Source organism: Lentzea sp. NPDC004782 (assembly GCF_040609115.1).
In the GTDB taxonomy this organism is placed as follows: Bacteria; Actinomycetota; Actinomycetes; order Mycobacteriales; family Pseudonocardiaceae; genus Lentzea.
Genome location: NZ_JBEXJN010000003.1, coordinates 20,285 through 43,007 on the forward strand (window position 1 = coordinate 20,285; position 22,723 = coordinate 43,007).

20 protein-coding genes and 1 pseudogene are annotated in these 22,723 nt (G+C 69.4%); 8 read left to right on the forward strand and 13 right to left on the reverse strand.

The window, feature by feature from the left end:
- Positions 1–28 precede the first annotated feature (28 nt).
- Positions 29–940, forward strand: a complete 912-nt coding sequence (locus ABZV40_RS03380) for a DMT family transporter (protein ID WP_355435035.1) — start codon at positions 29–31, stop codon at positions 938–940.
- Here ABZV40_RS03380 and ABZV40_RS03385 read toward each other — a convergent pair.
- Complete coding sequence (locus tag ABZV40_RS03385) at positions 918–1,445, reverse strand: YbhB/YbcL family Raf kinase inhibitor-like protein (protein WP_355435038.1); 528 nt, start codon at positions 1,443–1,445, stop codon at positions 918–920. The two genes, ABZV40_RS03380 and ABZV40_RS03385, sit on opposite strands and share 23 nt — an antisense overlap.
- A gap of 91 nt (positions 1,446–1,536) precedes the next feature.
- On the opposite strand from ABZV40_RS03385, the gene ABZV40_RS03390 reads away from it, so the two are divergent.
- Complete coding sequence (locus ABZV40_RS03390; protein ID WP_355435041.1) at positions 1,537–2,316, forward strand: polysaccharide deacetylase family protein; 780 nt, start codon at positions 1,537–1,539, stop codon at positions 2,314–2,316.
- A 149-nt stretch (positions 2,317–2,465) separates the two neighbouring features.
- On the opposite strand, the gene lon is transcribed toward ABZV40_RS03390, so the two are convergent.
- Positions 2,466–4,814 carry an endopeptidase La gene (gene lon, locus ABZV40_RS03395; protein WP_355435044.1) on the reverse strand — a complete coding sequence of 783 codons (2,349 nt, stop codon included), beginning with the start codon at positions 4,812–4,814 and terminating at the stop codon, positions 2,466–2,468.
- A 146-nt stretch (positions 4,815–4,960) separates the two neighbouring features.
- On the opposite strand from lon, the gene ABZV40_RS03400 reads away from it, so the two are divergent.
- The gene (locus ABZV40_RS03400; protein WP_355435776.1) at positions 4,961–5,755 is read left to right on the forward strand and encodes an SAM-dependent methyltransferase; all 795 of its coding nucleotides are present in this window, start codon (positions 4,961–4,963) and stop codon (positions 5,753–5,755) included.
- On the opposite strand, the gene ABZV40_RS03405 is transcribed toward ABZV40_RS03400, so the two are convergent.
- The 5 genes and pseudogenes from ABZV40_RS03405 to ABZV40_RS03425 all read right to left on the reverse strand — a co-directional run bounded on the left by ABZV40_RS03405 (position 5,728) and on the right by ABZV40_RS03425 (position 11,641).
- Positions 5,728–6,756, reverse strand: a complete 1,029-nt coding sequence (locus ABZV40_RS03405) for a hypothetical protein (RefSeq protein ID WP_355435047.1) — start codon at positions 6,754–6,756, stop codon at positions 5,728–5,730. The two genes, ABZV40_RS03400 and ABZV40_RS03405, sit on opposite strands and share 28 nt — an antisense overlap.
- 127 nt (positions 6,757–6,883) lie before the next feature.
- Positions 6,884–8,764 (reverse strand): patatin, encoded by a 1,881-nt coding sequence (locus ABZV40_RS03410; protein ID WP_355435050.1) that lies wholly within the window; start codon positions 8,762–8,764, stop codon positions 6,884–6,886.
- A 31-nt stretch (positions 8,765–8,795) separates the two neighbouring features.
- Positions 8,796–9,959: an FAD-dependent monooxygenase gene (locus tag ABZV40_RS03415; RefSeq protein ID WP_355435779.1), complete on the reverse strand. Its 1,164-nt coding sequence runs from the start codon at positions 9,957–9,959 to the stop codon at positions 8,796–8,798.
- Positions 9,957–10,799, reverse strand: a pseudogene (gene mca, locus ABZV40_RS03420) (mycothiol conjugate amidase Mca); the annotation flags it as partial. The gene ABZV40_RS03415 and the pseudogene mca, both read right to left, overlap by 3 nt.
- Positions 10,796–11,641 (reverse strand): alpha/beta hydrolase, encoded by an 846-nt coding sequence (locus ABZV40_RS03425; RefSeq protein WP_355435053.1) that lies wholly within the window; start codon positions 11,639–11,641, stop codon positions 10,796–10,798. The pseudogene mca and the gene ABZV40_RS03425, both read right to left, overlap by 4 nt.
- 164 nt (positions 11,642–11,805) lie before the next feature.
- Between ABZV40_RS03425 and ABZV40_RS03430 the strand changes: the two genes are divergently transcribed.
- Complete coding sequence (locus tag ABZV40_RS03430; protein WP_355435055.1) at positions 11,806–12,435, forward strand: TetR/AcrR family transcriptional regulator; 630 nt, start codon at positions 11,806–11,808, stop codon at positions 12,433–12,435.
- Positions 12,436–12,861: 426 nt separating this feature from the next.
- Here the strand turns inward: ABZV40_RS03430 and ABZV40_RS03435 are convergent, their stop codons facing one another.
- From ABZV40_RS03435 to ABZV40_RS03450, 4 genes are read right to left on the reverse strand one after another with little or no spacing between them, the layout of a single operon-like run.
- Positions 12,862–13,005 carry a hypothetical protein gene (locus ABZV40_RS03435; protein WP_355435058.1) on the reverse strand — a complete coding sequence of 48 codons (144 nt, stop codon included), beginning with the start codon at positions 13,003–13,005 and terminating at the stop codon, positions 12,862–12,864.
- Positions 13,002–13,631: a CatB-related O-acetyltransferase gene (locus ABZV40_RS03440; protein WP_355435061.1), complete on the reverse strand. Its 630-nt coding sequence runs from the start codon at positions 13,629–13,631 to the stop codon at positions 13,002–13,004. The genes ABZV40_RS03435 and ABZV40_RS03440 overlap by 4 nt, the downstream gene beginning before the upstream one ends.
- On the reverse strand, positions 13,628–15,502 hold the full coding sequence (locus ABZV40_RS03445; RefSeq protein WP_355435064.1) for an ABC transporter ATP-binding protein: 1,875 nt from the start codon (positions 15,500–15,502) through the stop codon (positions 13,628–13,630). Before ABZV40_RS03445 ends, ABZV40_RS03440 begins: the two co-directional genes overlap by 4 nt.
- Positions 15,503–15,536: 34 nt before the next feature.
- The gene (locus tag ABZV40_RS03450) at positions 15,537–16,430 is read right to left on the reverse strand and encodes an alpha/beta hydrolase (protein WP_355435067.1); all 894 of its coding nucleotides are present in this window, start codon (positions 16,428–16,430) and stop codon (positions 15,537–15,539) included.
- A 70-nt stretch (positions 16,431–16,500) separates the two neighbouring features.
- Between ABZV40_RS03450 and ABZV40_RS03455 the strand changes: the two genes are divergently transcribed.
- Both ABZV40_RS03455 and ABZV40_RS03460 read left to right on the forward strand, forming a co-directional pair.
- Complete coding sequence (locus tag ABZV40_RS03455) at positions 16,501–17,523, forward strand: M48 family metallopeptidase (RefSeq protein ID WP_355435070.1); 1,023 nt, start codon at positions 16,501–16,503, stop codon at positions 17,521–17,523.
- Between the two features lie 15 nt (positions 17,524–17,538).
- Entirely contained in the window at positions 17,539–18,345 is an 807-nt protein-coding gene (locus ABZV40_RS03460; protein ID WP_355435073.1) for a serine protease, read from the forward strand.
- A gap of 162 nt (positions 18,346–18,507) precedes the next feature.
- Here ABZV40_RS03460 and ABZV40_RS03465 read toward each other — a convergent pair whose 3' ends face one another.
- Together ABZV40_RS03465 and ABZV40_RS03470 are read right to left on the reverse strand one after the other, a co-directional pair.
- The gene (locus ABZV40_RS03465) at positions 18,508–20,718 is read right to left on the reverse strand and encodes a tetratricopeptide repeat protein (RefSeq protein ID WP_355435076.1); all 2,211 of its coding nucleotides are present in this window, start codon (positions 20,716–20,718) and stop codon (positions 18,508–18,510) included.
- Between the two features lie 10 nt (positions 20,719–20,728).
- A complete protein-coding gene (locus tag ABZV40_RS03470) occupies positions 20,729–21,337 on the reverse strand; it encodes a LysE family translocator (protein WP_355435079.1) in 609 nt (202 codons plus the stop codon).
- Positions 21,338–21,485: 148 nt separating this feature from the next.
- Between ABZV40_RS03470 and ABZV40_RS03475 the strand changes: the two genes are divergently transcribed.
- On the forward strand, positions 21,486–22,220 hold the full coding sequence (locus ABZV40_RS03475; RefSeq protein ID WP_355435082.1) for a serine protease: 735 nt from the start codon (positions 21,486–21,488) through the stop codon (positions 22,218–22,220).
- Between the two features lie 13 nt (positions 22,221–22,233).
- On the forward strand, positions 22,234–22,692 hold the full coding sequence (locus tag ABZV40_RS03480) for a GNAT family N-acetyltransferase (protein ID WP_355435085.1): 459 nt from the start codon (positions 22,234–22,236) through the stop codon (positions 22,690–22,692).
- The last annotated feature ends 31 nt before the right edge of the window (positions 22,693–22,723 follow it).

Below are 22,723 nucleotides of genomic sequence, written 5' to 3' on the forward strand. Positions count from 1 at the left end.
GTATCTGAGCCATCGCTAACTTGGCGCCATGAGCATTCAGGTGGGTGACCTGCAGAAAAAGGGCGTTGTCGAGCTGACGATCGCGATGGTGTTGTCCGGCACGATCGGCGTGTTCGTCTTCGAGTCCGGCGCGCAGCCGTTCACGGTGGCGTTCTGGCGGTGCGTGTCCGGTGCGATCGCGCTGGGCCTCTACTGCTGGATCCGGGGCTTCTTCAGCCACACCGGCTTCACCCGTGCGACGTTCCTGCTCGCGTTGGCGGGCGGCGTCTTCCTCGTCTACAACTGGGCGTTCCTGTTCTCCGCCTACGCGAAGACGTCGATCTCGCTCGCCACCGTCGTCTACCACACGCAGCCGTTCTACGTCGTGCTGCTGGGTGCGCTGGTGTTCAAGGAGAAGCTGACCGCCGTCAAGCTCGGCTGGATCGCCGTCGCGTTCGTCGGCGTCGTGCTGGTCACCGACATCACCAGCGTCACGGTCAGCGGGGACTACCTGCTCGGCATCGGCGAGGCGCTGCTGGCGGCGTTGCTCTACGCGTTCGCGACGATCATCGCCAAGCGGCTCAAGGGAATCCGCCCGCACCTGATCGCGCTCACCCAGGTGGCCGCCGGGATCGTCCTGTTGCTGCCGTTCGTCGACTTCTCCGGTACGGCGTCGATCGGCGTGGGCTGGGCGTGGCTCGCGGGCATCGGCGTGATCCACACCTGCGTCATGTACATCCTGCTGTACGCGAGCTACCAGAAGCTGCCGACGTCGCTGATCGCCGTGCTGTCGTTCACCTACCCGGCGGTCGCGATCGTCGTCGACATGACGGTGTACGGCACCAGGATCCACCCGCTGCAGATCGTCGGCATCGTGCTGATCTGCGGCGCGAGCCTGGCCAACTCGCTGGGCACGGCCCAGCGAGCCGGCCGGGCGCTCAGTGCTGGTAGGTCGGCGTGATGATCGCGCGCGCCAGCGTGTGGAACGCGAGGTTGAAGCTCACGACCGCGGGCGAGGCGTCGCCGTCCACGTCGAGCTTGTCGACGTCGACCGCGTGCACCACGAAGTAGTAGCGGTGCGGGTGGTCGCCCTTGGGCGGGGCGGCGCCGCCGAACGCCTTCGTGCCGTAGTCGGACCGCACGTGAAATGCGTCACCCGGAAGCGTGGCGTCGGAGCTGCCCGCGCCGGTGTCCAGCGAAGTGGTGGTGACGGGGATGTTCACGGCCACCCAGTGCCAGAAACCGGAAGGGGTCGGCGCGTCGGGGTCGAAGCAGGTGACCACGAAGCTGCGGGTCTCGGCGGGGAAACCGGACCACGAGAGCTGGGGTGAGGTGTTGCCGCCCTCGAAGACCTGGGCCTCGGGGAGCTGCTCGCCGTCGCGCACGTCCGCCGAAGTGACGTCGAAGGTGCCGACCGAGGGGAGCAACGCGTAGGGGTCGGGAGCGACTGGGCGCTCGAGGCTCATCTGAACTCCTCCTTTTTGTGATCAGATCGAGCCTATCCCCGTGCAACCATGAGGGCCTGCGCGGCGTCCTCCGCGTGGAGGGGGAAATACGATGTCCAGGTTGCGGCTTGTAGCTGCATTTGCGTTGGTCGCCGGGTTGGTCGCCTGTGGAGACACGGCCGGTGAGCAGCCGGGTGGTCCCGTCCTCACGACGTCCTCACCGTCGCCGACGACAACCACCACCGCGACGCCCGAGCGGCTCAAGCGGATGTTCGAGCCGCCGTACACGTTCGGCAAGGTGCAGGCTCACGCGCCCGCGACCGTCGACGGCATGGTGCCGGTCGTGACGCACATCGCGACCGACAAGCCGTACGTGTTCATCACGATCGACGACGGCGCGGTGCAGCACCCGAAGGCCCGCGAGCTGATGATCAACGCCGGGGTCTGGCCGTCGGTGTTCCTCAACACCAAGTACGCCGAGGGGCACAAGGACTACTTCAAGGAACTGCCGGTCACGGTCCAGAGCCACACGACCGACCACCCGAACCTCCAGGGCAAGCCGTACGAGTTCCAGCGGAAGGAGATCTGCGACAACGCGGGCTTCCTCGCCGGCGACTACGGCAAGCGCCCGACGCTGTTCCGGCCGCCGTTCGGCAACTACGACACGAACACCCGCAAGGCCGCCGCGAGCTGCGGGTTCAAGGCGCTGGTGAACTGGACGGCCGCGGTCAACGACGGGCACGTGCAGTTCCAGATGGGCGACAAGCTCAAGCCGGGTGACATCGTGCTGATGCACTTCCGCACGACCTTTGTCGAGGATTTCACCGCGTTCCTGAACCGGGCCAAGCAGGATGGACTCACTCCGGTGCCACTGGAGGACTTCCTGGGGTAGTTGATCGTGAACGGGGATCCCCGGCACCGGGTGTTCACGCTCACGACCCGTACCGCCTCGTCATCGACATCGCGCAGTGCTGACGCGAAAAGCCTCGCGGGGACAGCAGTCGCCGCTGCTGCCCCCACGAGGGGTCTACCCGCGAACCGTTACGCCGCAACCGTTGCGGCGGCTTCCTTCGACAGCGCGTGCTCCAGCACCTCGGACACGTCCGAGACGAAGTGCACGGTCAGCTGCCTGCGCACCGACTCCGGCACGTCGTCCAGGTCCGGCTCGTTGCGCTGAGGCAGCAGCACCGTCGTGATGCCCGCGCGGTGCGCGGCGAGCAGCTTCTGCTTCACGCCACCGATCGGCAGCACCCGGCCGGTCAGCGAGATCTCGCCCGTCATCGCCACGTCCGACCGCACCGGGCGGCCCGACAGCAGCGACGCCAGCGCCGTCGTCATCGTGACGCCCGCCGACGGACCGTCCTTCGGCACGGCGCCCGCCGGGACGTGGATGTGCACTCCCCGGCCGTCCAGCGCCGCGGCCTTCTCGTCGTGCGCACGCAGGTACGACAAGGCGATCTGCGCGGACTCCTTCATCACGTCGCCCAGCTGGCCCGTCAACGTCACACCGGACGCACCGGTGTCCTTGGGCGCCAACGAGGCCTCGATGAACAGCACGTCACCGCCGACGCCCGTGACGGCCAGGCCCGTTGCCACCCCGGGAACCGAGGTGCGCTCGGCCGACTCCGGTGTGTTCTTCGGGCTGCCCAGGTACGACTTCAGCGACGGCTGGTCGACCGTGACCGGCAGCTCCTGCTCGCCGAGGGCCACCTTCGCGGTCACCTTGCGCAGGATCCGCGCGAGGGCCCGTTCCAGTTGCCGCACCCCGGCTTCGCGGGTGTACTCGCTCGCCAGCTGGTGCAGCGCGGGCTTGTCGAACGTGACGTCCTCGGGAGCGAGGCCGGCGCGTTCGATCTGGCGCGGCAGCAGGTGGTCGCTCGCGATCGTGACCTTCTCGTCCTCGGTGTAGCCGTCGAGCTGCACCAGTTCCATGCGGTCGAGCAACGGCGCCGGGATCGACTCCAGCACGTTCGCGGTCGCGAGGAACACCACGTCCGAGAGGTCGAGCTCGACCTCCAGGTAGTGGTCGCGGAACGTGTGGTTCTGCGCCGGGTCCAGCACCTCCAGCAACGCCGCCGTGGGGTCGCCGCGGTAGTCGGAACCGACCTTGTCGATCTCGTCGAGCAGCACGACCGGGTTCATCGACCCGGCCTCGCTGATCGCGCGGACGATCCGGCCCGGCAGCGCGCCGACGTACGTGCGGCGGTGACCGCGGATCTCGGCCTCGTCGCGCACGCCACCCAACGCCACCCGCACGAACTTGCGGCCCATCGCCCGTGCCACGGACTCGCCGAGCGACGTCTTGCCGACACCGGGAGGCCCGACCAAAGCCAGCACGGCACCGGAACGACGGCCGCCGACGACGCCCATGCCGCGGTCGGCACGGCGCTTGCGCACGGCCAGGTACTCGGTGATGCGCTGCTTCACGTCGTCCAGACCGGCGTGGTCCGCGTCGAGCACCTCACGCGCGCCCTTGATGTCGTAGGCGTCCTCGGTCCGGGAGTTCCACGGCATTTCGAGAACGGTGTCGAGCCACGTCCGGATCCAGCCGACCTCGGGCGACTGCTCGGAAGTGCGCTCCAGCTTGTCGACCTCGGCCAGCGCGGCCTTGAGGACCTTCTCCGGCAGGTCCGCCGCCTCGACGCGGGCCCGGTAGTCCTCCTGCTCGGTCGCCGGCTTGCCGTCGAGCTCGGCCAGCTCCTTGCGGATCGCGGCCATCTGCTGGCGCAGCAGGAACTCCCGCTGCTGCTTCTCGACGCCTTCCTTGACGTCCTTCGCGATCGTCTCGCTGACGTCCAGTTCGGTCAGGTGGGCCTTGCCCCACTCCAGCAGCTGCTCCAGCCGGGTGGTGACGTCACTCGTCTCCAGCAGCCAGATCTTCTGCTTCTCGTCGAGGTACGAGGCGTAACCCGCGAGGTCGGCCAGCGCCGACGGGTCCTTGATCTGCTGCACCGAGTCGACCATCTGCCACGCACCGCGCGTCTGCAGGATGTTCGTGACGATGGCCCGGTACTCCTTGGCCAGCTCGCGCGTCCGCTCGGTGATCGGGGACTCGTCCGCGACCGTCGCCTCGACCCACAGCGCCGCGCCCGGTCCCGTGGTGCCCGTGCCGATGCGCACGCGCTTGGTGCCGCGCACGACGGCGGCCCGTTCACCACCCGGGAGGCGGCCCACCTGTTCTATCTCGGCCAATGTGCCGACCGAGGCGTACTTCCCGTCCAGACGTGGAACGAGCAGCACTTGATGATCTGCCGCGGTCGTGGCCGCGTCGACGGCCGCGCGGGCCTCGGCGCTGGCGTCCGCACCGGAGATGCGGATCGGCACCACCATGCCGGGCAGCACCACAACGTCGTCCAGCGGCAGCACCGGCAGGGCCAACGTCTCGCCCATCACATCACCCTCCAAAGTTGAGTCTGTATCGCTCAACCAACTTCAGCGGGGTGGTGTTCCCCTCAGGTGTTCGCTGTCAGCGAGCGCCGCGCAACGGGTGACGGCGGTGGACACTCGTGCGCACACCGGGTGAGGATGCGCGCGTGATGGAAGAGCTGAAGTGGGTTCCCTCCACGGTCGACGTCACCCGCCCGAGCGTGGCGCGGATGTACGACTACTACCTGGGCGGTTCGCACAACTTCGAAGCCGACCGCGCCGCCGCCAAGCAGGTGGAGCAGATCTTCCCCGGCATCGCCCAGAGCGCGCAGGCCAACCGCTCGTTCCTGCGCAGGGTCGTCCGCCACCTCGTCGCCGCGGGCGTCGACCAGTTCCTCGACCTCGGCTCCGGCATTCCCACGGTGGGCAACGTCCACGAGATCGCCCAGCAGGACAACCCGTCCGCCCGCGTGGTCTACGTCGACTACGAGCCGGTCGCCGTGTCGCACAGCAACGCCCTGCTCGCGGACAACCCCAACGCCTCGGCGGTCCTCGCGGACCTCCGCGCGACCTCCACCGTGCTGGCGGGCGCCCGCGAGACCCTCGACTTCTCCCGCCCGGTCGGCGTGCTGATCATCGCGGCGCTGCACTTCGTCCCGGACGCCGACGACCCCTACGCGGCGGTGGCCGAGTACATGGCGGACCTGCCGCCCGGTTCGCACCTGGCGATCACCCACGCCACCTGGGACAACCTCACCGCCGAGGAGGCGGAGGAGGCCCGCAAGGTCGCCCAGATCTACAGCAACTCGGACAACAAGCTCGCCATCCGCACGCACGCCGAGGTGAGCCGGTTCTTCGACGGGCTGGAGCTGCTGGAGCCGGGCCTCGTCACGGTGGACGAGTGGCGCCCGGACTCCTTCGAGGACCACACGGGCATCTACGGCGCGGTCGCCCGCAAGCCCTGAAGCAGGCGGTCCCTGATCTCGTTCGTCTCGCGGTCGGTGAGAGTGCGTTCCGGTGCCCTCATCGTCACGCGCAGGAGCACGTTCTTCTGACCGGGCTCGGCGTTCAGCCGTTGCCGGACGTGGTCCGGCAGCTCCTCGGCGGGCGTCTCGCTGAGGATCGTGATCTCCTCGATCACGTCCTCAGGGACGAGAACGCGGATCCGGTCGCCCAGCGTCTCGATGTCGTCGGTGTGGTGGGCCACGATCGAGATGTCCCTGATCGCGGCCGGATGGCGTGAGATCGGGCGGTAGGGCGCCAGGTCCTGCATCTGCGCCGCGATGCGCGGGTCGGTGTTGCGCAGCAGCCGGATGTCCGGGACGCCTTTGCGCAGCATGAGGATCCGGTCCAGCCCCCACCCCGTCGCGAGGCCGTGCGGGTGGTCCTTGAGCACGTGCCGCGCGGCCAGTCCGCCTTCGCCGATCTCCACCCACTCGCCGTTGTGCTCGACGTCGATCTGCTTGCCGTGTGTGGTGTACGGGTGTTGCGCGTCGACCATGCGGTAGCGCTTGCCGGGCAACAACGTCGTGACGACGGTGTCGACGAGCTCTTCCAGCCGCTCCTGACGCTCGCTGATCCGCCAGACGTCCAGCTGGTGCGGTGTGCCGGTGTGCAGGCGGTCGACCGTGTCGCGGCGGTAGACCAGCCCGGGACAGACCAGTGTCACGTCCGGCGTGGCCTTCCGCAGCGACGGCGGGATCATCGCCGTGGTGTGGCTGCGCAGCATGCACGTCTCGCTGACGTACCTGGTGTAACGGGTCTCGCGGGTGATCGCGTCCGCCGGATAGCCGAGGTGCTCGTAGTTGTGCTCCACCGGCACGAGCGGGTGGTGGCGGACTTCCACGGGGTGGTCGAGCGCGGCCTTGAGATCGGCGATCAGCAGCTGCATCGCGTGCGGGCCCTGCGCGGGGTCGCTGAGGTCGCGGACGTTCAGGGCGTGCACGAGTTCATCGGTGCGGTACATGGGGTTTCCCGTCTCTGGTCTGGGTTCTGCGGATGCGGAGTCCCCCGACCGACGGGAAGGTTCTAGGCGCGCGCCACCCACGCAGGTCGGGGGCGGCTAAATCGCGTCATGAACCCAGGTTAGCGCGTTACTCCGGTGGCGTCAGCCGCAAATCCGGATCGACCGGCGGCACGCCGTCGAACGGCCCGTCGTCCTTCAACCGCCCGACGTGGTCGAGCGCGAGGTCGATCCCGGCCCGGAACGGGTCACCGTCGGCAGGGGGAGTGCGGAACCACTCGTGCAACGCCTCGGGGATCTGGAACCGCGCGAGCAGCTCCTCGTACAACGCGTCGCGGTCCGCGGCCTGCACGCCCAGCTCCTGGTACTCCCGCACGGCCATGCGCAGCCGGATCCAGCGGTAGCGGTCGGTGTTCTGCTGCTGCTGGAACCGTTCGCGCAGCAGGTCGCCGGCCAGCCGGCCGCGCAACGCCAGGCGGCGGATCGTGGCCGGCGGCATGAACAGGTTCGTGCCGCCCTCGTCGTCGGCCTGCCGCACGCGCGCGATCCGGCCGCGATAGCCGGGCAACGCCGACTGCATGGTGTCGCGCCAGTCCAGGAACGTGTCCAAAATGGACAGCAAGAACTTCGGCATCGACTCCAGCGACGCGTAGTGCGTGCCGGAGGTCGACGCGTCCTGCTCGGGCAGCCACACCTCGTTCGTGTCGCCCGGCGGGTAGGGCTGCAGGGTCAGGCCGAACGTGGGCCAGCGCGGCAGCAGCGCGTCGAAGAAGTGGATGGGGAAGTTGCTGGTGATGCCGCCGTCGGAGAACCAGTGCACCCGCCCGTCCCGGCACAGCGGTACGGCGGCGATCAGTCCGGGGAACGACAACGACATCCGCACGGCCAGCACCACCGGCAGGTTCTCGGTGGCCGGGAGCTCCCGCAACGGCATCTGCTCGTGCTCGGGACACTTCGCGCCCGTCTCCGGACCGTTCATCTGCTCGACGACCCGGCCCGGCAGCACGTACCCGAGGCATTCCTCGCAGTACTGCCAGCTTTCCTTGAACGGCAACCGGTACGGCCGTCCCTCGGACAAGTCCGTCGTCATCAGCACGAGGGTGACGTCCCCGAGGTCGCCGAACGTCAGCGCGTGCCCGGTCCCGGCCAGCGCGTCCAGCTGGTCGGCGATCCAGTCGGACAGCGGCGGCACGCCGGTCGACTTCGGCACGCCCGCCAGCCGGTCGAGCCACGACGGCGTGAAGTCACCGGTGCCCGGCACGAGTCCGAAGTGGATGGACCGCGCGTTGTGCTTCAGGTACCGCTGCATCGCATAGCCGTAGGTGACGGTCAACGCGCTGACCGCCGCCAACGTGAGCACCAGCCACACCAGCAACACGACCGCCGCCGTCGCGTAGTGCCGTGAGAACGCCAGCCCGAGCACAAGTGGAACCACCACGAAAAGCCAGGCGGGCCAGGGCAAACTCGACCGCAACGGCCACAGCACCAGCACCACGCAGGCCAGCGCGAGCACCACGACGAGCGCCGCGAGCCACCCCGCGTACCGGGCAGGCGCCAGCCCCGCCGACCACAACACCGGTCCGCCCAGCCACAGCAACGCCATCAGCGCCAGCACGGCCTTCGCCCGCATGCCCACGGCACCCAGCAACGCGAAGAACAGGCACGAGATCGCACTGCGCCCGGTGGTCTCGCGCTTCTGCATGGTCGCCACGACGATCCGGTACAGCGCGCGGGTCTTCTCGTCGGGCTGGAACAACTGCGCGAGCCGCCACCGTTCCGCGCCCGAGCCGGACGTGAACCAGTCGATCAGCGCCGCCAGCTTGTCGAACCCGCCGGACGCACGACCGCGTTCGGCCGCCGCCGTGAACGCCGCGGCGATCGCTCCCGCGGACGCGCCACCGATCTGCCTGAACTCGTAGTGGCGGGCCAGCGATGCGACAGCCAGGGGATACACGACGCCGCTGGTCGCGCCTCCGCGCATGGTCAGGTCGCAGTAGCGGTCGTACTCCATGTGCTCATGGTCGCGCGGCCAGGACCGTCAGTCACCGGAGTTCACTCGGACGCCACCGGCCAGAAGCCAACTCTTCTTCGTCCTCGCGGTCGTTGCCGGCTTCGCCGGCCATGGCGTCGAACATCTCCTGTGTGGGCCGGGCGAACACGTACTGGCTGCCGTGGACGCCGATCTCCTGGTTGGCGGCCACGTGCTCGCGCAGCGCCGACTCGTAGGCGGTGAAGGCGGTGCGGTGGTCGCCGTGGGCGGCGGCCAGTTCTTCGGCGAGGACGTAGGCGCCGAGCAGGGCCTGGGAGGTACCGCGTCCGGAGGTCGGCGCGGCGCAGTGGGCGGCGTCGCCGACGAGCACGATCCGGCCACGCGACCAGGTGTCCATGCGGATCTGCGTCATGGCGTCGAAGTACAGGTCCTCCACCGAGTCCAGCTTGCCGAGCAGAACCGGTGCCTCCCAGCCGAGGTGCGCGCCGCGTTCCTTGAGGATCTTCTTGTGCGCCTCCAGATCGTGTCGGTCGTAGGTCAGCGGCTGTGCGGTCCTGAACAGCAGCCCGACGCGCGCCCGAGCGTTGTGCTTGACGCTGAACACGCTGAGCGCCGCGGTCTCGCCGTCGCCGGTGGCCATGCCCGCGTGGTCGAGGCCGAGGTGGTTGTCGATCTCGAAGTAGCCGTAGTGGCAGCCGAGGTGGTGCGCGAACTCCTCCTCGGGGCCGAACGCGAGCCCCCGGACCGTCGAGTGGACCCCGTCGGCGCCGATGACCAGGTCGAACCGCTGCGGCGGAGCGTTGCGGAAACCGGCCTCCACGCCGTGGTCGTCTTGCGTCAGGCTCGTGACGGAGTCGCCGAACCGGTACTGGACGCCGCTGCGGGCGGCGCGGTCGTGCAGGATCGTGATCAGCTCGTCGACGAGCACCTCCAGTTCGCCCGCGTACAGGACGGAGGGAATGACGGCGCAAGGCACGCCGTCGGCGTCCACGACCGTGCAGTCGCCGACGCCGGTGTCGTGCGCCTTCACCTGGTCCAGCACGCCCATCCGGTCGAGCACCGTGAGCGCGGAGCCCCGGAAGTCCACGGCCTGGCCACCCGTGCGCAACGCCGGCGCCCGCTCGACGACGGTGGGGTCGAACCCGTGCTGCTTGAGCCAGAAGGCGACGGTCGAGCCGGCCACCCCGGCCCCGCTGATCAGCACCCTCGGTCGCACGCCCGCGAACAGGTCGTCCTCCGGGGTGGTGACGCCGACGCGAGATCGGGCGAGGTGGTAGTCCTCGGTGGGCCACACCTGCCGCTCCACGTCGCGGTCGTGGCGCATGAACCCGGCGTCGGGGTCGATCTGCGTGGCGTGGGCCAGCAGCGCCCGGTCCCTGGTGGCGAAGTGCTCCGCGCAGGGCACTCGGGTGGTGATCTCCAGGGTGGCCGCGTCCTCGGGGAACTCCGCCAGCACGGCCTGCATCCCGGAGTCGAGCCCGCGTGCCGTCATCGCCTCGTGCATGGTCTGGAACCACGCACGCGACAGGGCGCCGTGGTAGTACAGCTTGAGCGGTTGCCAGGGCTCGCCGGCTGCCGCCTCGAACGCCGCCACGGTCACCTGATGCGTCTTGATGTGATCGGGGTGGGGGTAGCCACCGGTCTCGTCGTAGGTGATGACGACGTGCGGCCGGAACTCGCGCATCAACTCCAGCAGGCGTCCGGCCGCCTCTTCCAGCGGCTGGAGCGCGAAACAGCCTCCCGGCAACGGTTCGCCCGCAGCGGGCAGCCCGGAGTCGGTGAAGCCCAGGAACTGTTGGCGCACACCGAGGATCTCCCTGGCCGCGGCCATCTCCGCGCGGCGGATCTCGGCGAGGTTCTCGCGCACACCCGGCCGGTCCACGACCGGGTTGAGCACATTGCCGCGTTCGCCGCCGGTGCAGGTGACCACGAGGACGTCCACACCTTCGGCGGCGTACTTGGCGAGCGTGGCCGCGCCCTTGCTCGACTCGTCGTCGGGGTGGGCGTGCACGCTCATCAGGCGCAGTGGTTCGCCGGGCGTGATGCGCAGGTTCATCTCTGCCTTTCTCGGGTCCAGTCCGCCAGGCGGCACAGGAACGTGGTCGTGGTGGTGAGAGGGACGCCGGACAGCAGCGCCAGGTGGAAGGTGTGGGGCATCCCGTCGTGGACGTCGAGGGTGACGTCGGTTCCCGCCGCGGCGGCCGCGTCGGCGAACCGCCGGGCGTCGTCGAGCAGCACCTCGGCGGAGCCGGCCACCACCAGCAGAGCCGGCAGGCCGCCGAGATCACCGTGCAACGGGGACTGCGGCGCCAGGTCCGGCCGCGCTCCCGCCAGGTAGCGGGCGACGACCTTCTCCAGCACCGCCCGGTTGATCGTGTCCAGCCCGTCGTTGACCGACAGCGACGGGCTGGACAGGGTCAGGTCCGTCAACGGGGACACCACGACCGCCGGCGGCATCGGTTCCCCGCTTCCTTTCAGCACCAGCAGGGCCGACAGGATGAGCGTGGCGCCCGCCGACTCACCGAACAGCAGGCACCGGGGAACACCCTGATCGAGCAGACCCCGGTAGGCGGCGACGACGTCGTCCAGCGCCGCGGGGTGGGTGTGCTCCGGGGCGAGCCGGTAGTTCACCGCGAACACCGGCCGCTCCGTCGCTTTCGACAACCAGTGGGCCACGAGCCGTTCCGCGTGGGGATCCGTGTCCGCGAAGCCCCCGCCGTGGACGTACAGCACCACTCCCGCTTCTGTCGCCGACCGCCCGGAGGCGTTCACCCACTGCCCGTCCATGCCGGGAAGCGCGGGCGTGAGGTCGGAAGCGAGCTCCGGCAGGCCCGCTGCCAGGCCCCGGAGCTGCGCCAGCACGGCACGGACGTCGTCGGCGGTGGAGGAAATCTGCACACGGTTCTCCTGAAGGTGGTGGGGGTCAGCGACTCAGGACGGACGGCGGTGTGACACGCAGGTTCATCGCTCACCTCCTCTCGTTCGGACGACAGCAACGTTAGGTCAGACCTAAGAATATGTCCAACCTAATTTTAGGTCGGCCATAGGTTACGATCGCTGCCATGACGACGGGACTGCGCGAGCTGAAGAAGCAGCAGACACGCCAGGCGATCTCCGACACGGCGACCCGCCTGTTCCTGGAACGCGGCTTCGAGGAGGTGACCATCACCGACATCGCGGCAGCCGCCCAGGTCGCGAAGATGACCGTCACCAACCACTTCCCCCGCAAGGAAGACCTGGCCCTCGACTACCACGAGACGTTCGCCGCGAGCCTCGCCCGCACCGTCGAGGCGAGGCCCGCGGGCGAGTCGGCACTGGCCGCGCTGCGCCGCGAGTTCCTGGACCAGTTGACCCGCCATGACGTCCTGGCCGGCTTCTCCGGCCCCGGCTTCGCCCGGATGATCACTGACAGCCCGACTCTGACCACCCGCCTGCGAGACCTGCACGACCAGCGCGAGGAAGCCCTCGCCCGCACCCTCGCCGCCGACACCGCGGCCGCCCCCGGCGACATCGAGCCCAGGGCGGCGGCCGCCTTGCTCGGTGCCGCCCACCGGACCCTGTTCCAGGAGGTCATGGGGCTGACGTTGCGCGGCACGGGCAACCAGGAGATCGCCGCGATCGCGGACCGGTCGGCACGCCACGTCTTCGGCCTGCTGGAGCCCTCGCTGGGTGGTTACGCGGTCCGCGAATGACAGGTCCGGATCCTGCCCGGCGGACACCATGAGAGCGCGATCTTCATGATCGAAAAGCGGCCACCTGCCGCCACACGCTCACCGCAACTCACGGCAGGGCGCCGTGCCACCTGTACCCGAAGTGTCAGCCGCGACACGCTATTGGGGTCTGTGTCGAAGTCCGCCTTGGACCGGCTGGCGTCTGCAAGTACTGCCAACTCCCGATCGAGTGGAGCGGCTCGGCCCGTGGGGGCGATCCCATCAGGAATTTCCGGTATCTCCGCAAGTGTTGATCTTTATGAAGGGATCCTTCATCCACCCCGGATTCAGGAAGGGTCCCTTCATCGACAACGCTTGCCGCGTGGGCGCGCTCTCATCGGGCGGCCTGGACGACTTTGCCGGGGCCCTGCACCTCAGGTGCGTGGAGGTTGCCTCCATAAAGATCAACTAGGGCTTGGGCGTGCAGTGCCTGAGCCAGTCCAGGTCGATCACGGCGTGCGGGACCGAGGCCGCGGCGAGCACGTCGCCCACGGCCTCGGCCACCGTCGTCTTGCCGATCCCGACCGGGCCGGTGATCAGCAGAGCTCTCACCCGATCGCCGCGAGCTCGGCCGGCGTCCCCGCCATGATCACGCGGACGTGTTCGGTGACCTTCTCCACCGGCCAGTCCCACCACGCGATCCGTTCCAGCAGCTCGATCTCCGAGTCGCTGTACCGCTTCTTCAGCAACCGGGCGGGGTTCCCGCCGACCACCCCGTACGCCGGCACGTCCGACACCACCACCGACCCGGCGGCGATGATCGCCCCGTTGCCGATCCGCACGCCCGGCATGATCAGCGACTGGTAGCCGATCCAGACGTCGTTGCCCACCACGGTGTCCCCGCGCGAAGGCGCGCCGAGGGCGATGTCGAGCGTCTTCTCGCCCCAGAGGCCACCGAAGATCGTGAACGGGAACGTCGACACGCCGTCCGTCCGGTGGTTGCCGCCGGACATGATGAACCGGACGCCCTCGGCCAGCGCGCAGTAGCGGCCGATGACCAGCTTCTCCGGGCCGAAGTTGTAGAGCACGTTCCGCTGCTCGAACTGCAAAGCGTGGTGCGGATCGTCGTAGTAGGTGTACTCGCCGACCTCGATCTGCGGGTTCTTCACCAACGGCTTGAGCTGCACCGTGCGGGCTATGTCGGGCAACGGGTAGAGGTTGTCCGGTGAGGGAATCACGGTGCTCCGATCGGCTCTTCGCTGAACTGCGTGCGGTACAGCTTGGCGTAGTGGCCGTCGAGCGCCAGCAACGCTTCATGCGTACCACGCTCGACGATCTGCCCGCGGTCCACGACGAGGATCTGGTCCGCCGCGCGGATCGTGGACAGCCGGTGCGCGATCACCAGCGACGTCCGTCCGGCCAGCGCCTCGACCAGGGCCTCCTGCACGGCGGCCTCCGAGCGCGAGTCGAGGTGCGCGGTCGCCTCGTCCAGGATCACCACGCGCGGCTTGGCCAGCAGCAGCCGGGCGATCGTCAGCCGTTGCCGTTCACCGCCGGACAGGCGGTACCCCCGTTCGCCCACCACGGTGTCCAACTGATCGGGCAGTGACGACACCAGGTCCGCCAGCCGGGCCCGGCGCAGCGCGTCCCAGATCTCCTCGTCGGTGGCGGACGGGGCGGCCAGGCGCAGGTTCGCGCCGATCGACTCGTGGAACAGGTGCCCGTCCTGCGTCACCATGCCCACGGTTTCGCGGATCGAGTCGAACGACAGGTCGCGAACGTCCACACCGGACAGCCGAACCGTGCCGGAGTCCGCGTCGTACAGGCGGGGCACCAGCGACGCGATCGTCGACTTGCCCGCACCCGACGCGCCCACCAGTGCGATCAACGAGCCCGGCGCGGCCTCGAACGACACCCCGCCCAGGATCTCCTCGCCACCGCGGGTGTCGAGCGCCGCGACCTCCTCCAGCGACGCGAGCGACACCTTGTCCGCGGACGGGTAGGCGAACCGCACGTCCGAGAACTCCACGGAAACCGGTCCCTCGGGAACGGCGACCGGGTCGGGCTTCTCCTTGATCAACGGCGGCAGGTCCAGCACCTCGAAGACCCGCTCGAAAGACACGAGCGCGGTCATCACGTCGACCCGTGCGCCGGCCAACGCGGTCAACGGCGCGTACAGGCGGGTCAGCAGCAGCGCGAGCGTCACGATCGTGCCCGGTGCCATCTGCCCTGCGATCGCGAAGTAGCCGCCCAGTCCGTACACCAGTGCCAGCGCCAACGACGACACCAGCGTCAACGCTACGAGGAACAGCCACTGTGCCACGGCCGTCCGCACGCCGATGTCGCGCACACGCCGTGCGCGCGCTCCGAACTCCGCGCTCTCCAAGGCGGGCCGCCCGAACAGCTTGATCAACGTCGCGCCCGGCGCGGAGAACCGCTCGGTCATCTGGGTCGTCATCGCCGAGTCGAGGTTCGCCGCCTCGCGGTGCATGGACGCCAGGCGCCTGCCCATCCGCCGCGCCGGGATCAGGAAGATCGGTAACAGCACCATCGCGAGCACCGTGACCTGCCACGACAGCGTCAGCATCACGGCCAGGGTCAGGATCAGCGCGATGACGTTCGTGACGACTCCGGAAATCGTCTCGGAGAACGCCCGCTGCGCCGCGATCACGTCGTTGTTCAGCCGGGAGACCAGCGCACCGGTGCGCGTGCGGGTGAAGAACGCGATCGGCATCCGTTGCACGTGGTCGAAGACGGCCTGCCGCAGCCGCAGGATCAGGTCCTCGCCGACTCGCGCCGACTGCCACCGCTCGGCCAGCGAGAACCCGGCCTCCAGCACCGCCACGCCGGCGATCGCGAGCGCCAGCCACACCACGAGCCCCAGGTCGCGGCCGCCGACGATCTGGTCGACCACGCGCCCGGCCAGCACCGGCGAGGCCACCGCGAGCACCGCCGCGACCGAGCTGGTGGCCAGCAGCGCGTACACGGCCCGCCGCTGCGGGCGGGCGAACCGGGCGACGCGCTTCAACGTCGCCCGGCTGACGCGACGGCTCTTCTCGTCCTGCATCGCGCTTTCGAGCGCGTACCAGGCGTTGAAGTCGATGTTCATGACCGCAAGTCTCGAACTTCGACCTATGACGAGGTCAAGCTGTTTTGAGGAACTCGTCCACGGCCGCGAGCGCCGCCGCGCGGACCGGCTCCGGCGACAGGAACAGGTCGTGCAGGCCGGCCTTGATCTCGACCACCTGGACCGATGACCCGATCTTCGGGCCCCACTTCTTCATGCCCTCGACGTCCAGCACCGCGTCGGCCTTCGCGACGTCCTCGCTCCACTCCTTCGCGTTCAGCACGCTCCTGTCGGAGTGCAGCACCAGCACCGGTACGCGCACGTCGAGTCCGTTGTGGACCTTCTCCTGCGCGATCAGGACCGCCCGGATCCACCCGGCCAGCACCGGGAAGCCCGCGAGCGGCTTCCACTTCAGGTCGAAGTCCCACTCGCCGTGGTGCGAGCTGTGGATCGTCGACCCGTAGGCGTCGCCGAGGTTCGCGCGGATCTTCACCTTCGGTGCGACCTGCCCGATGAGGCGAACCAGCTGGCGCATGAACGGCGGTTCGACGACGTCCAGCCACGGGCTGTTGAGCACCAACGCGTCGATGAGGTCGCTGGAGCGTCGTTCGTGTGCCCACAACGACGTCGTGAGGCCACCGGTCGAGTGCCCCATCAGCACCACGCGCGAGTGCTCTTCGCGGATCTTCGCGATGGCGGCGTCGATCTCCTCGAAGTACACCGCCATGTCCGTCGTGTAGTTCGGTGGCTCGCCGTCGCGCAGCGAACGGCCGTAACCGCGCAGGTCGACCGCGTAGAAGTCGTAGCCCTGGGCCGTGAAGTGCTCGGCCACGTGCTCCTGGAAGAAGTAGTCGGCGAACCCGTGCACGTACAGGATCGCCCCGCGGTCGTTGGCCGCAGCACGGCGGCGGACCAGGGTCGCGGACGCTCCGCCGCGCAGCGGAAGAACGGTGGTGTCGTCGTCGCTCACCGCGTCAGTTTGCAACCATCTGGCGCCGATTCCGTGCACCCTTGTCCGGATCGTGTCTAACCTGGGGGATGTGACGGGGGATATTGAGCAGTCATCGAGGGTGCGCTTTCCCGGGATCAGCCCGCGCGCCTATGAACACCCTGCCGACCGAGGCGCCCTCGCGGTGCTGAGGGCGGTGCCCGCCGTGGCACCGGTCCTCAAGGCGGTCGCCGGAGCCTTCACCGAACGGGGTGAGCGCCTGCTGCAGGTGGCTTCCTCCGTGCGGGTCGGCCCGAAGCAGTACCCGCACCTCGACCGCATCCGCAACGAGGTGGCGGCGACGTTCGACCTCGACGAGGTGCCCGAGCTCTACGTCGAGCGCAACGCGCAGGCCTACGCCTTCACCGCCGGCATCGACCGGCCGTTCATCGTGATCAGCACCGGTGTCGTCGACCTGCTCGACCACGACTCGCAGCGGTTCGTCATCGGGCACGAGATGGGCCACGTGATGTCGGGCCACGCGCTCTACAACACGCTGTTGCGCCGGCTCATCGACCTGACCACGTCGTTCGCGTGGGTGCCCGCGGGCGCCATCGCCATGCGGGCGGTCATCGCGGCACTGCGCGAGTGGCAGCGCAAGACCGAGCTGTCCTGCGACCGGGCCGGCCTGCTGGCCTGCCAGGACCCGCAGGCCGCGTTGCGCTCGCACCTCGCGCTGGCGGGCGATCTCGGCGGTCAGGTCGACATCGCGTCGTTCCTCGCCCAGGCCAAGGAGTACGAGGAGGTCGAGGACATCCGCGACAGCATCCTCAAGCTCCTGCACACCGAGCACCGGTCGCACCCGCTGGTCGTGGTGCGGGCCGCCGAGCTGCAGCGCTGGTCGGCGACCGAGGAGTACCGCGAGATCCTGACCGGCACGTACGCGCGCCGCGAGGACGACCGGCCGGCGAACAACCTCACCGACGACATCAAGAGCGCCGCCCGGTCGTACAAGGAGTCGATGAGCAACTCCGCCGACCCGTTGATCAAGACCATCAACGACATCGGCGAGACCGTCATGGGTGCGGCGGGCAGGATGTGGAGCAAGGTTGCCCCGAACGGAGCAGCGGAGTAGCTACCATCTGGAGTCATGAGACGACTCCTGGTGCTGGTCCTTTCGGCAATGCTGGTGTCCACGGGCACGGCCGCCGCCGGTGAGCAGGTCGTCGGCGGCGAGCGTGCCTCCATCGAGGCCAACCCGTGGGCCGTGTACCTGACCGATCCGGGCGGCGCGCAGTTCTGCGGTGGCACCGTCGTCGCACCGACGAAGGTGCTCACCGCGGCGCACTGCGCCTTCGGTCGCGCGCCCGGTGAGCTGCGCGTTGTCGCAGGTCGCGAAGACAAGCTGGATCGCGGCGCCGGAATGTCGGTGACGCCCGCGGACATCTGGGTCCACAAGGGCTACGTCTCGGCCGACGAGGGCGAGGACGTGGCGGTGCTGACGCTGCCCAAGCCGCTGCCGTACACCCCGCTGCCCATCGCCGAACTGACCGATCGGGCGCTCTACCAGCCCGGCACGCAGCTGCGCGCGCTCGGCTGGGGCCGCGTCAGCGAGAACGGCAAGACGTCGCGGTTCCTCCTGCAGGCGGTGCTGCCGGTGCTGCCGGACGACTACTGCGTCGAGTCCTACCCGCAGTTCGTGAAGGCGGACATGTTCTGCGCGGGCTACGAGGAAGGCAAGATCGACACCTGCCAGGGCGACTCCGGTGGCCCCATCGTCGCGAACGGCAAGCTCGTCGGCGTCACGTCGTGGGGCGAGGGCTGCGCGCGCAGGGGCAAGCCCGGCGTCTACGTCCGGATCTCCCGGTATGCGAAGGACCTTCACCCGGTCATCGATGTTTCGCCGCCTGGAGTCGACGTCCCCCACACCCCTGCCGGCAGTGCTGTCCACAACTGAACCAGGCCCGGCGCGCCGGGTGCTCGATGAAGGGCGCCTTCATCCACCTGAGGTGCAGGAAGGCGCCCTTCATCGACAACGAACGCGGCCCTGCCGGAGGGCGGGTCGCCGGGATCGTCTCGTGGGGCATCGGCTGTGCTCGCCCAGGCGACTACACGCGTGTCACGACTTGAGCTGAGCGCGCACCAGATCGGCGCGATAGCGCAGTCCCGCCGCCTCCGCGCGTTCGATCGCCTGGTGGCACAACCTGTCCGCCGGCCCGGTGTGGCCGTTCTCGCGCAGCAACGCCGCCTTGCCCGCCAGCGCGAGCACCTCGATGATCCGGAACCCGGCGTCGGCCGCACGCCGGTGCACCTCGTCGTACTCGGCGATCGAACCGTGCACTCCCGCGAGCACGAGACCGGCGTCGACCTCGATGTACAGGTTGTCCTGCCCGGCGAGCTCGATGGCGTGCAGGGCGTGGTCGGCGGCTTCGTCCTTTCTACCCAGGGCGAGGAGCAGCTCGGAGTACTCGACCAGCACCGCCAGCTCGACCGCGCGCAGGCCGTGCTGTCCCGCCAGTTCCAGCGACTCGTGGAACGTCGCCTCGGCCTCGGTGAACTTCCGTCGCGCGGTCAGCGTCATGCCGAGGTTGCCGAGCTGGTTGGTGAGCTGGTGGTAGTAGCCGTTCGCACGCGACAGGCCGATCGCGCGGCGGATCGTGTTCTCGGCGGCGTCGAGGTTGCCGAGCTCCAGCTCCAGCAACCCGAGGTTGTTGAGCCCGCCGGTGAGACTCGCCGTCAGGTCGTTCGCCACGTACAGCTCGATCGCCGCGCTGAGATGCCTGTGCGCGAGGTCGAGCTCGCCGAGGCTGTGGTAGGCGCCGGCGAGCATGTTGAGCGCCACGGACTCCTCCGCCTGCCGCCCGGCGGCCCGGAACTCGGCGATGGCCCGCTCGCAGTGCGCGATCGCGGACTGGTGGTCGCCGAAGCGGTAGTCCAGGTATCCGAGGCACACGCGCATCGCTGCCGCCCGTTGCCCGGTCTCCACGGCGAGTGCGGCACGGGCGATCATGCGCAGATCGGCGAAGTGCCCGGTGAGCGACAGGTGTGCGCGCAGGCCCGCCACCAGTGCGGCGTCCGGCTGGGCCTGGGCCAGCGCGACGAGGTTGGGCCGCTCGATCTCGAACCAGGCCTGGGCCTCCTGCTCGGACGCGAACGGCACGGGCTCCGGCACGGGCGGCAGCAGACGGGTGAGACCGGCGTTGAGCGCGGCCTCGGCACCGTCCGCCCGCGTCAGGTACCAGTCGAAGACCGTGCGTTGATCTTCTCGCCGCATCCGCGAATGGGCGTAGAGGCGCAGCAGGTCGTGCAGCTGGTAACGGCCGGTTCCGCCTGGCTGCACCAGGTTCGCGACGACGAGCTCGTCGATCGCGTCGCCGACGAGGCCGCGCGGGAAGTCCGGGCCGGGCACCGCGCCCAGGAAGTCGAACGTCCGCCGTGCCCGCTCCGACAGCTTCCGGTAGGAGAGGTCGAACGTCGCCTGCACGGCGGTGTCGTCCTCCTCGATCTCCAGCGCCGCCAGCCGCTGCTCGCGCAGTTCCGCGACGTAGTCCGGCAGGTGGCGGCCGGCGAGGTTCGCCCCGGCGATGCGCAACGCCAGCGGCAGCCGCCCGCACAGCTCGACCAGCTCGCTCGTGTCGCCCTCGACGCGCATCCCGCTGAGGAGTTCGCGTGCCTCCAGCTCCGTCAGTACACCCAGCCTGACCTGCGCGAACATCGGCAGGTCGGCGCGGCTGGTGATCAGCGCGGCACAGCCGGGCGTGTTCGGGAGCAGCGGGGCGATCACGTCCTCGGTCGCGTTGTCGAGCACCACCAGCACCCGCCGGTGGCGCAGCAGCTCGCGGTAGTCGTCGTCCGGGCCGCCGCCGAGCGCCTTCACGAACCGGGCGAGCGCCTGCTCGACGGTCATCGACGGGCCGGTGGAGTAGCCGCGCAGGTCGGCGTACAGCTGGCCGTCCGGGAACTGCTCGCGCAGCCGGTGCGCCTCCCGCACGGCGAGCACGGTCTTGCCGACACCGGGCAGCCCGGTGATCGCCCGCACCGGTCCGTCCAGCAGCTGCAGCCGGGCGATTTCCTCTTTGCGGCCGACGAAGTCCGGCAGGTCCGCGGGGAGCTGACCGGGCGCGGGCGGGCGGGGGACGAGCCGGTAGCCCGACGGTTCGGTGATCACCCGCTCGGTGGCGCGGAGCCGTTGGACCAGCGTGCGCAGCGCCGCGCGGGGATGCCGCGGCGGGTCGTCCTGCCAGACCTCGGCGACCAGCCGGTCGAACGGCACGGGTTCACCAGGATGCGCGGCCAGCGCGTCGCGCAACGCCCGCAGTCGATCCGCCACCACCCAGAACCTAGACCACGAGGCCCACGGACATGGTGAGGAAGACCGCCGCGCAGACCGCGTCCAGCGCCGTCGTCACGCCGGGCCGCTTGAGCTTCCCCGCCATGCGCGAGGCCGCCAGCACGATCATCAGCTCCCAGATCGCGGCGAGTCCGAGGAACACGACGGCCAGCATCGCGAGCTGCGGTGCCGGTTCACCCGATCCGATGAACTGCGGCAGGAAGGCGAGCGAGAACAGGATCATCTTCGGGTTCGTGATGTTGGTCAGGAAGCCCTGGCGGAACGGCCGGTCGCTCATGACCTCCTCCGGTTGCGCCTGCGAGCGCTTGAGAAGTCCTCGTGCAATGGAAACAGCGAGGTGGAGCAGGTAGGCGGCACCGATCCAGCGCAACGCCGTGAGCACCATCGGGTACCGCGCGAGCACCACGCCGAGCCCCGAGATCACCAGGGTCACCTGGACCGCGGCGGCCGAGTGGATGCCCGCCAGCGCGAGCAGCCCCGAGCGCGTGCCCGACCGCAGTGACGTGCGCAGGAGCAGGAACGCGTCAACACCGGGGGTCACGATGACGACCGCGCACGCGAGCAGAAAGGCCGGAACCTGGCCGAAGTCGAACAGCACCGCACATACCCCCGTGAGCTACACGACTGACCGAAGAATCTTCGGTCGAACTGGACACTAACACGAGAATCTCCGGTTTTGACGCCGTCCTAGCGTCGTCGCTACGGTTGGTGACCAATCGTCCACCTGGCGCAACGAGGAGTGGTCCGTGAGGGGTAAGCGGTTTGCCGTGCTCGCGACGGTGATCGCGCTGGTCAGCGGTGCGTCGACGGCCGATGCGATCGTCGGGGGGACACCCGCGCGGGTGTCGGACACCCCGTGGGTTGTGGCGATCACCACCTCCGACGGCCAGCTGATGTGCGGTGGTGCGCTGGTCGCGCCGGACAAGGTCATGACGGCCGCGCACTGCGCGACGATCAAGGGTGTGCTCGGCAAGAACCAGCGCCCCGCCGACCAGCTGCGCGTGGTCGCGGGCCGCACCGACCTGCGGGTGAAGACCGACGGGATCGAGGCCGCCGTCGCGGACGTGTGGCGGCACCCCGACTACCGCGAGGTCACCCAGGGCGACGACGTGGCGATCCTGACGCTGGCCCGCCCGCTGCCGTACCGGACGATCGCACTCGGCGAGGTCGGCGACGACGGCGTGGTGCTCGGCTGGGGCCGCACCGCCGAGAACACCCCGCCCTCGTTGACGCTGCGCAAGGCGACGGTGCCGATCCTGTCGGACCAGGAGTGCATGCTGAAGGAGCCGGACTTCCGGCCGGGCGCGATGTTGTGCGCGGGCCGTGGCGACCGCGACGCGTGCACCGGCGACTCGGGCGGGCCGCTGGTGGTGCGCGGCAGGCTGGCGGGCGTGGTGTCGTTCGGCCGCGGTTGCGCGCGGGCGAACGAACCTGGTGTCTACACCCGGCTGGCTCACTACCGGTCGATGCTGGGCTTCTGATATCCAAGGTGCGGTGCGAACCACACCGTTTCCCGCCACCCTGCGGCGGCAGTGGGGACTCGACCTGAGTCCCGCTCAGCTGTACGCGATCCTGCGGCTGCGTCAGGACGTCTTCGTCGTCGAGCAGAACTGCGTCTACGCCGATGTCGACGGCCGCGACCTGGAGCAGGGAACCCGGCACTTCTGGCTGGAAGCCGACGGTTCACCCGAGCCGCTCGCGTACCTGCGGCTGCTGGAGGAGCCCGACGGCACGTTCCGCATCGGACGGGTCGCCACCGCACGCATGGCCCGCGGCCGTGGTTTCAGCCGTCGCCTGATGCAGGCGGCGCTGGTGGACGTCGGCACCTCGCCGTGCGTGCTCGACGCGCAGACGTACGTCGCGGACTTCTACGCGTCGTTCGGCTTCGTGGCGGAAGGCGCCGAGTTCATCGAGGACGGGATTCCACACCTGCGGATGCAGCGCACCCCCTGACCCCGCCCTGCCCGGTCGGGGTCGCACGCGG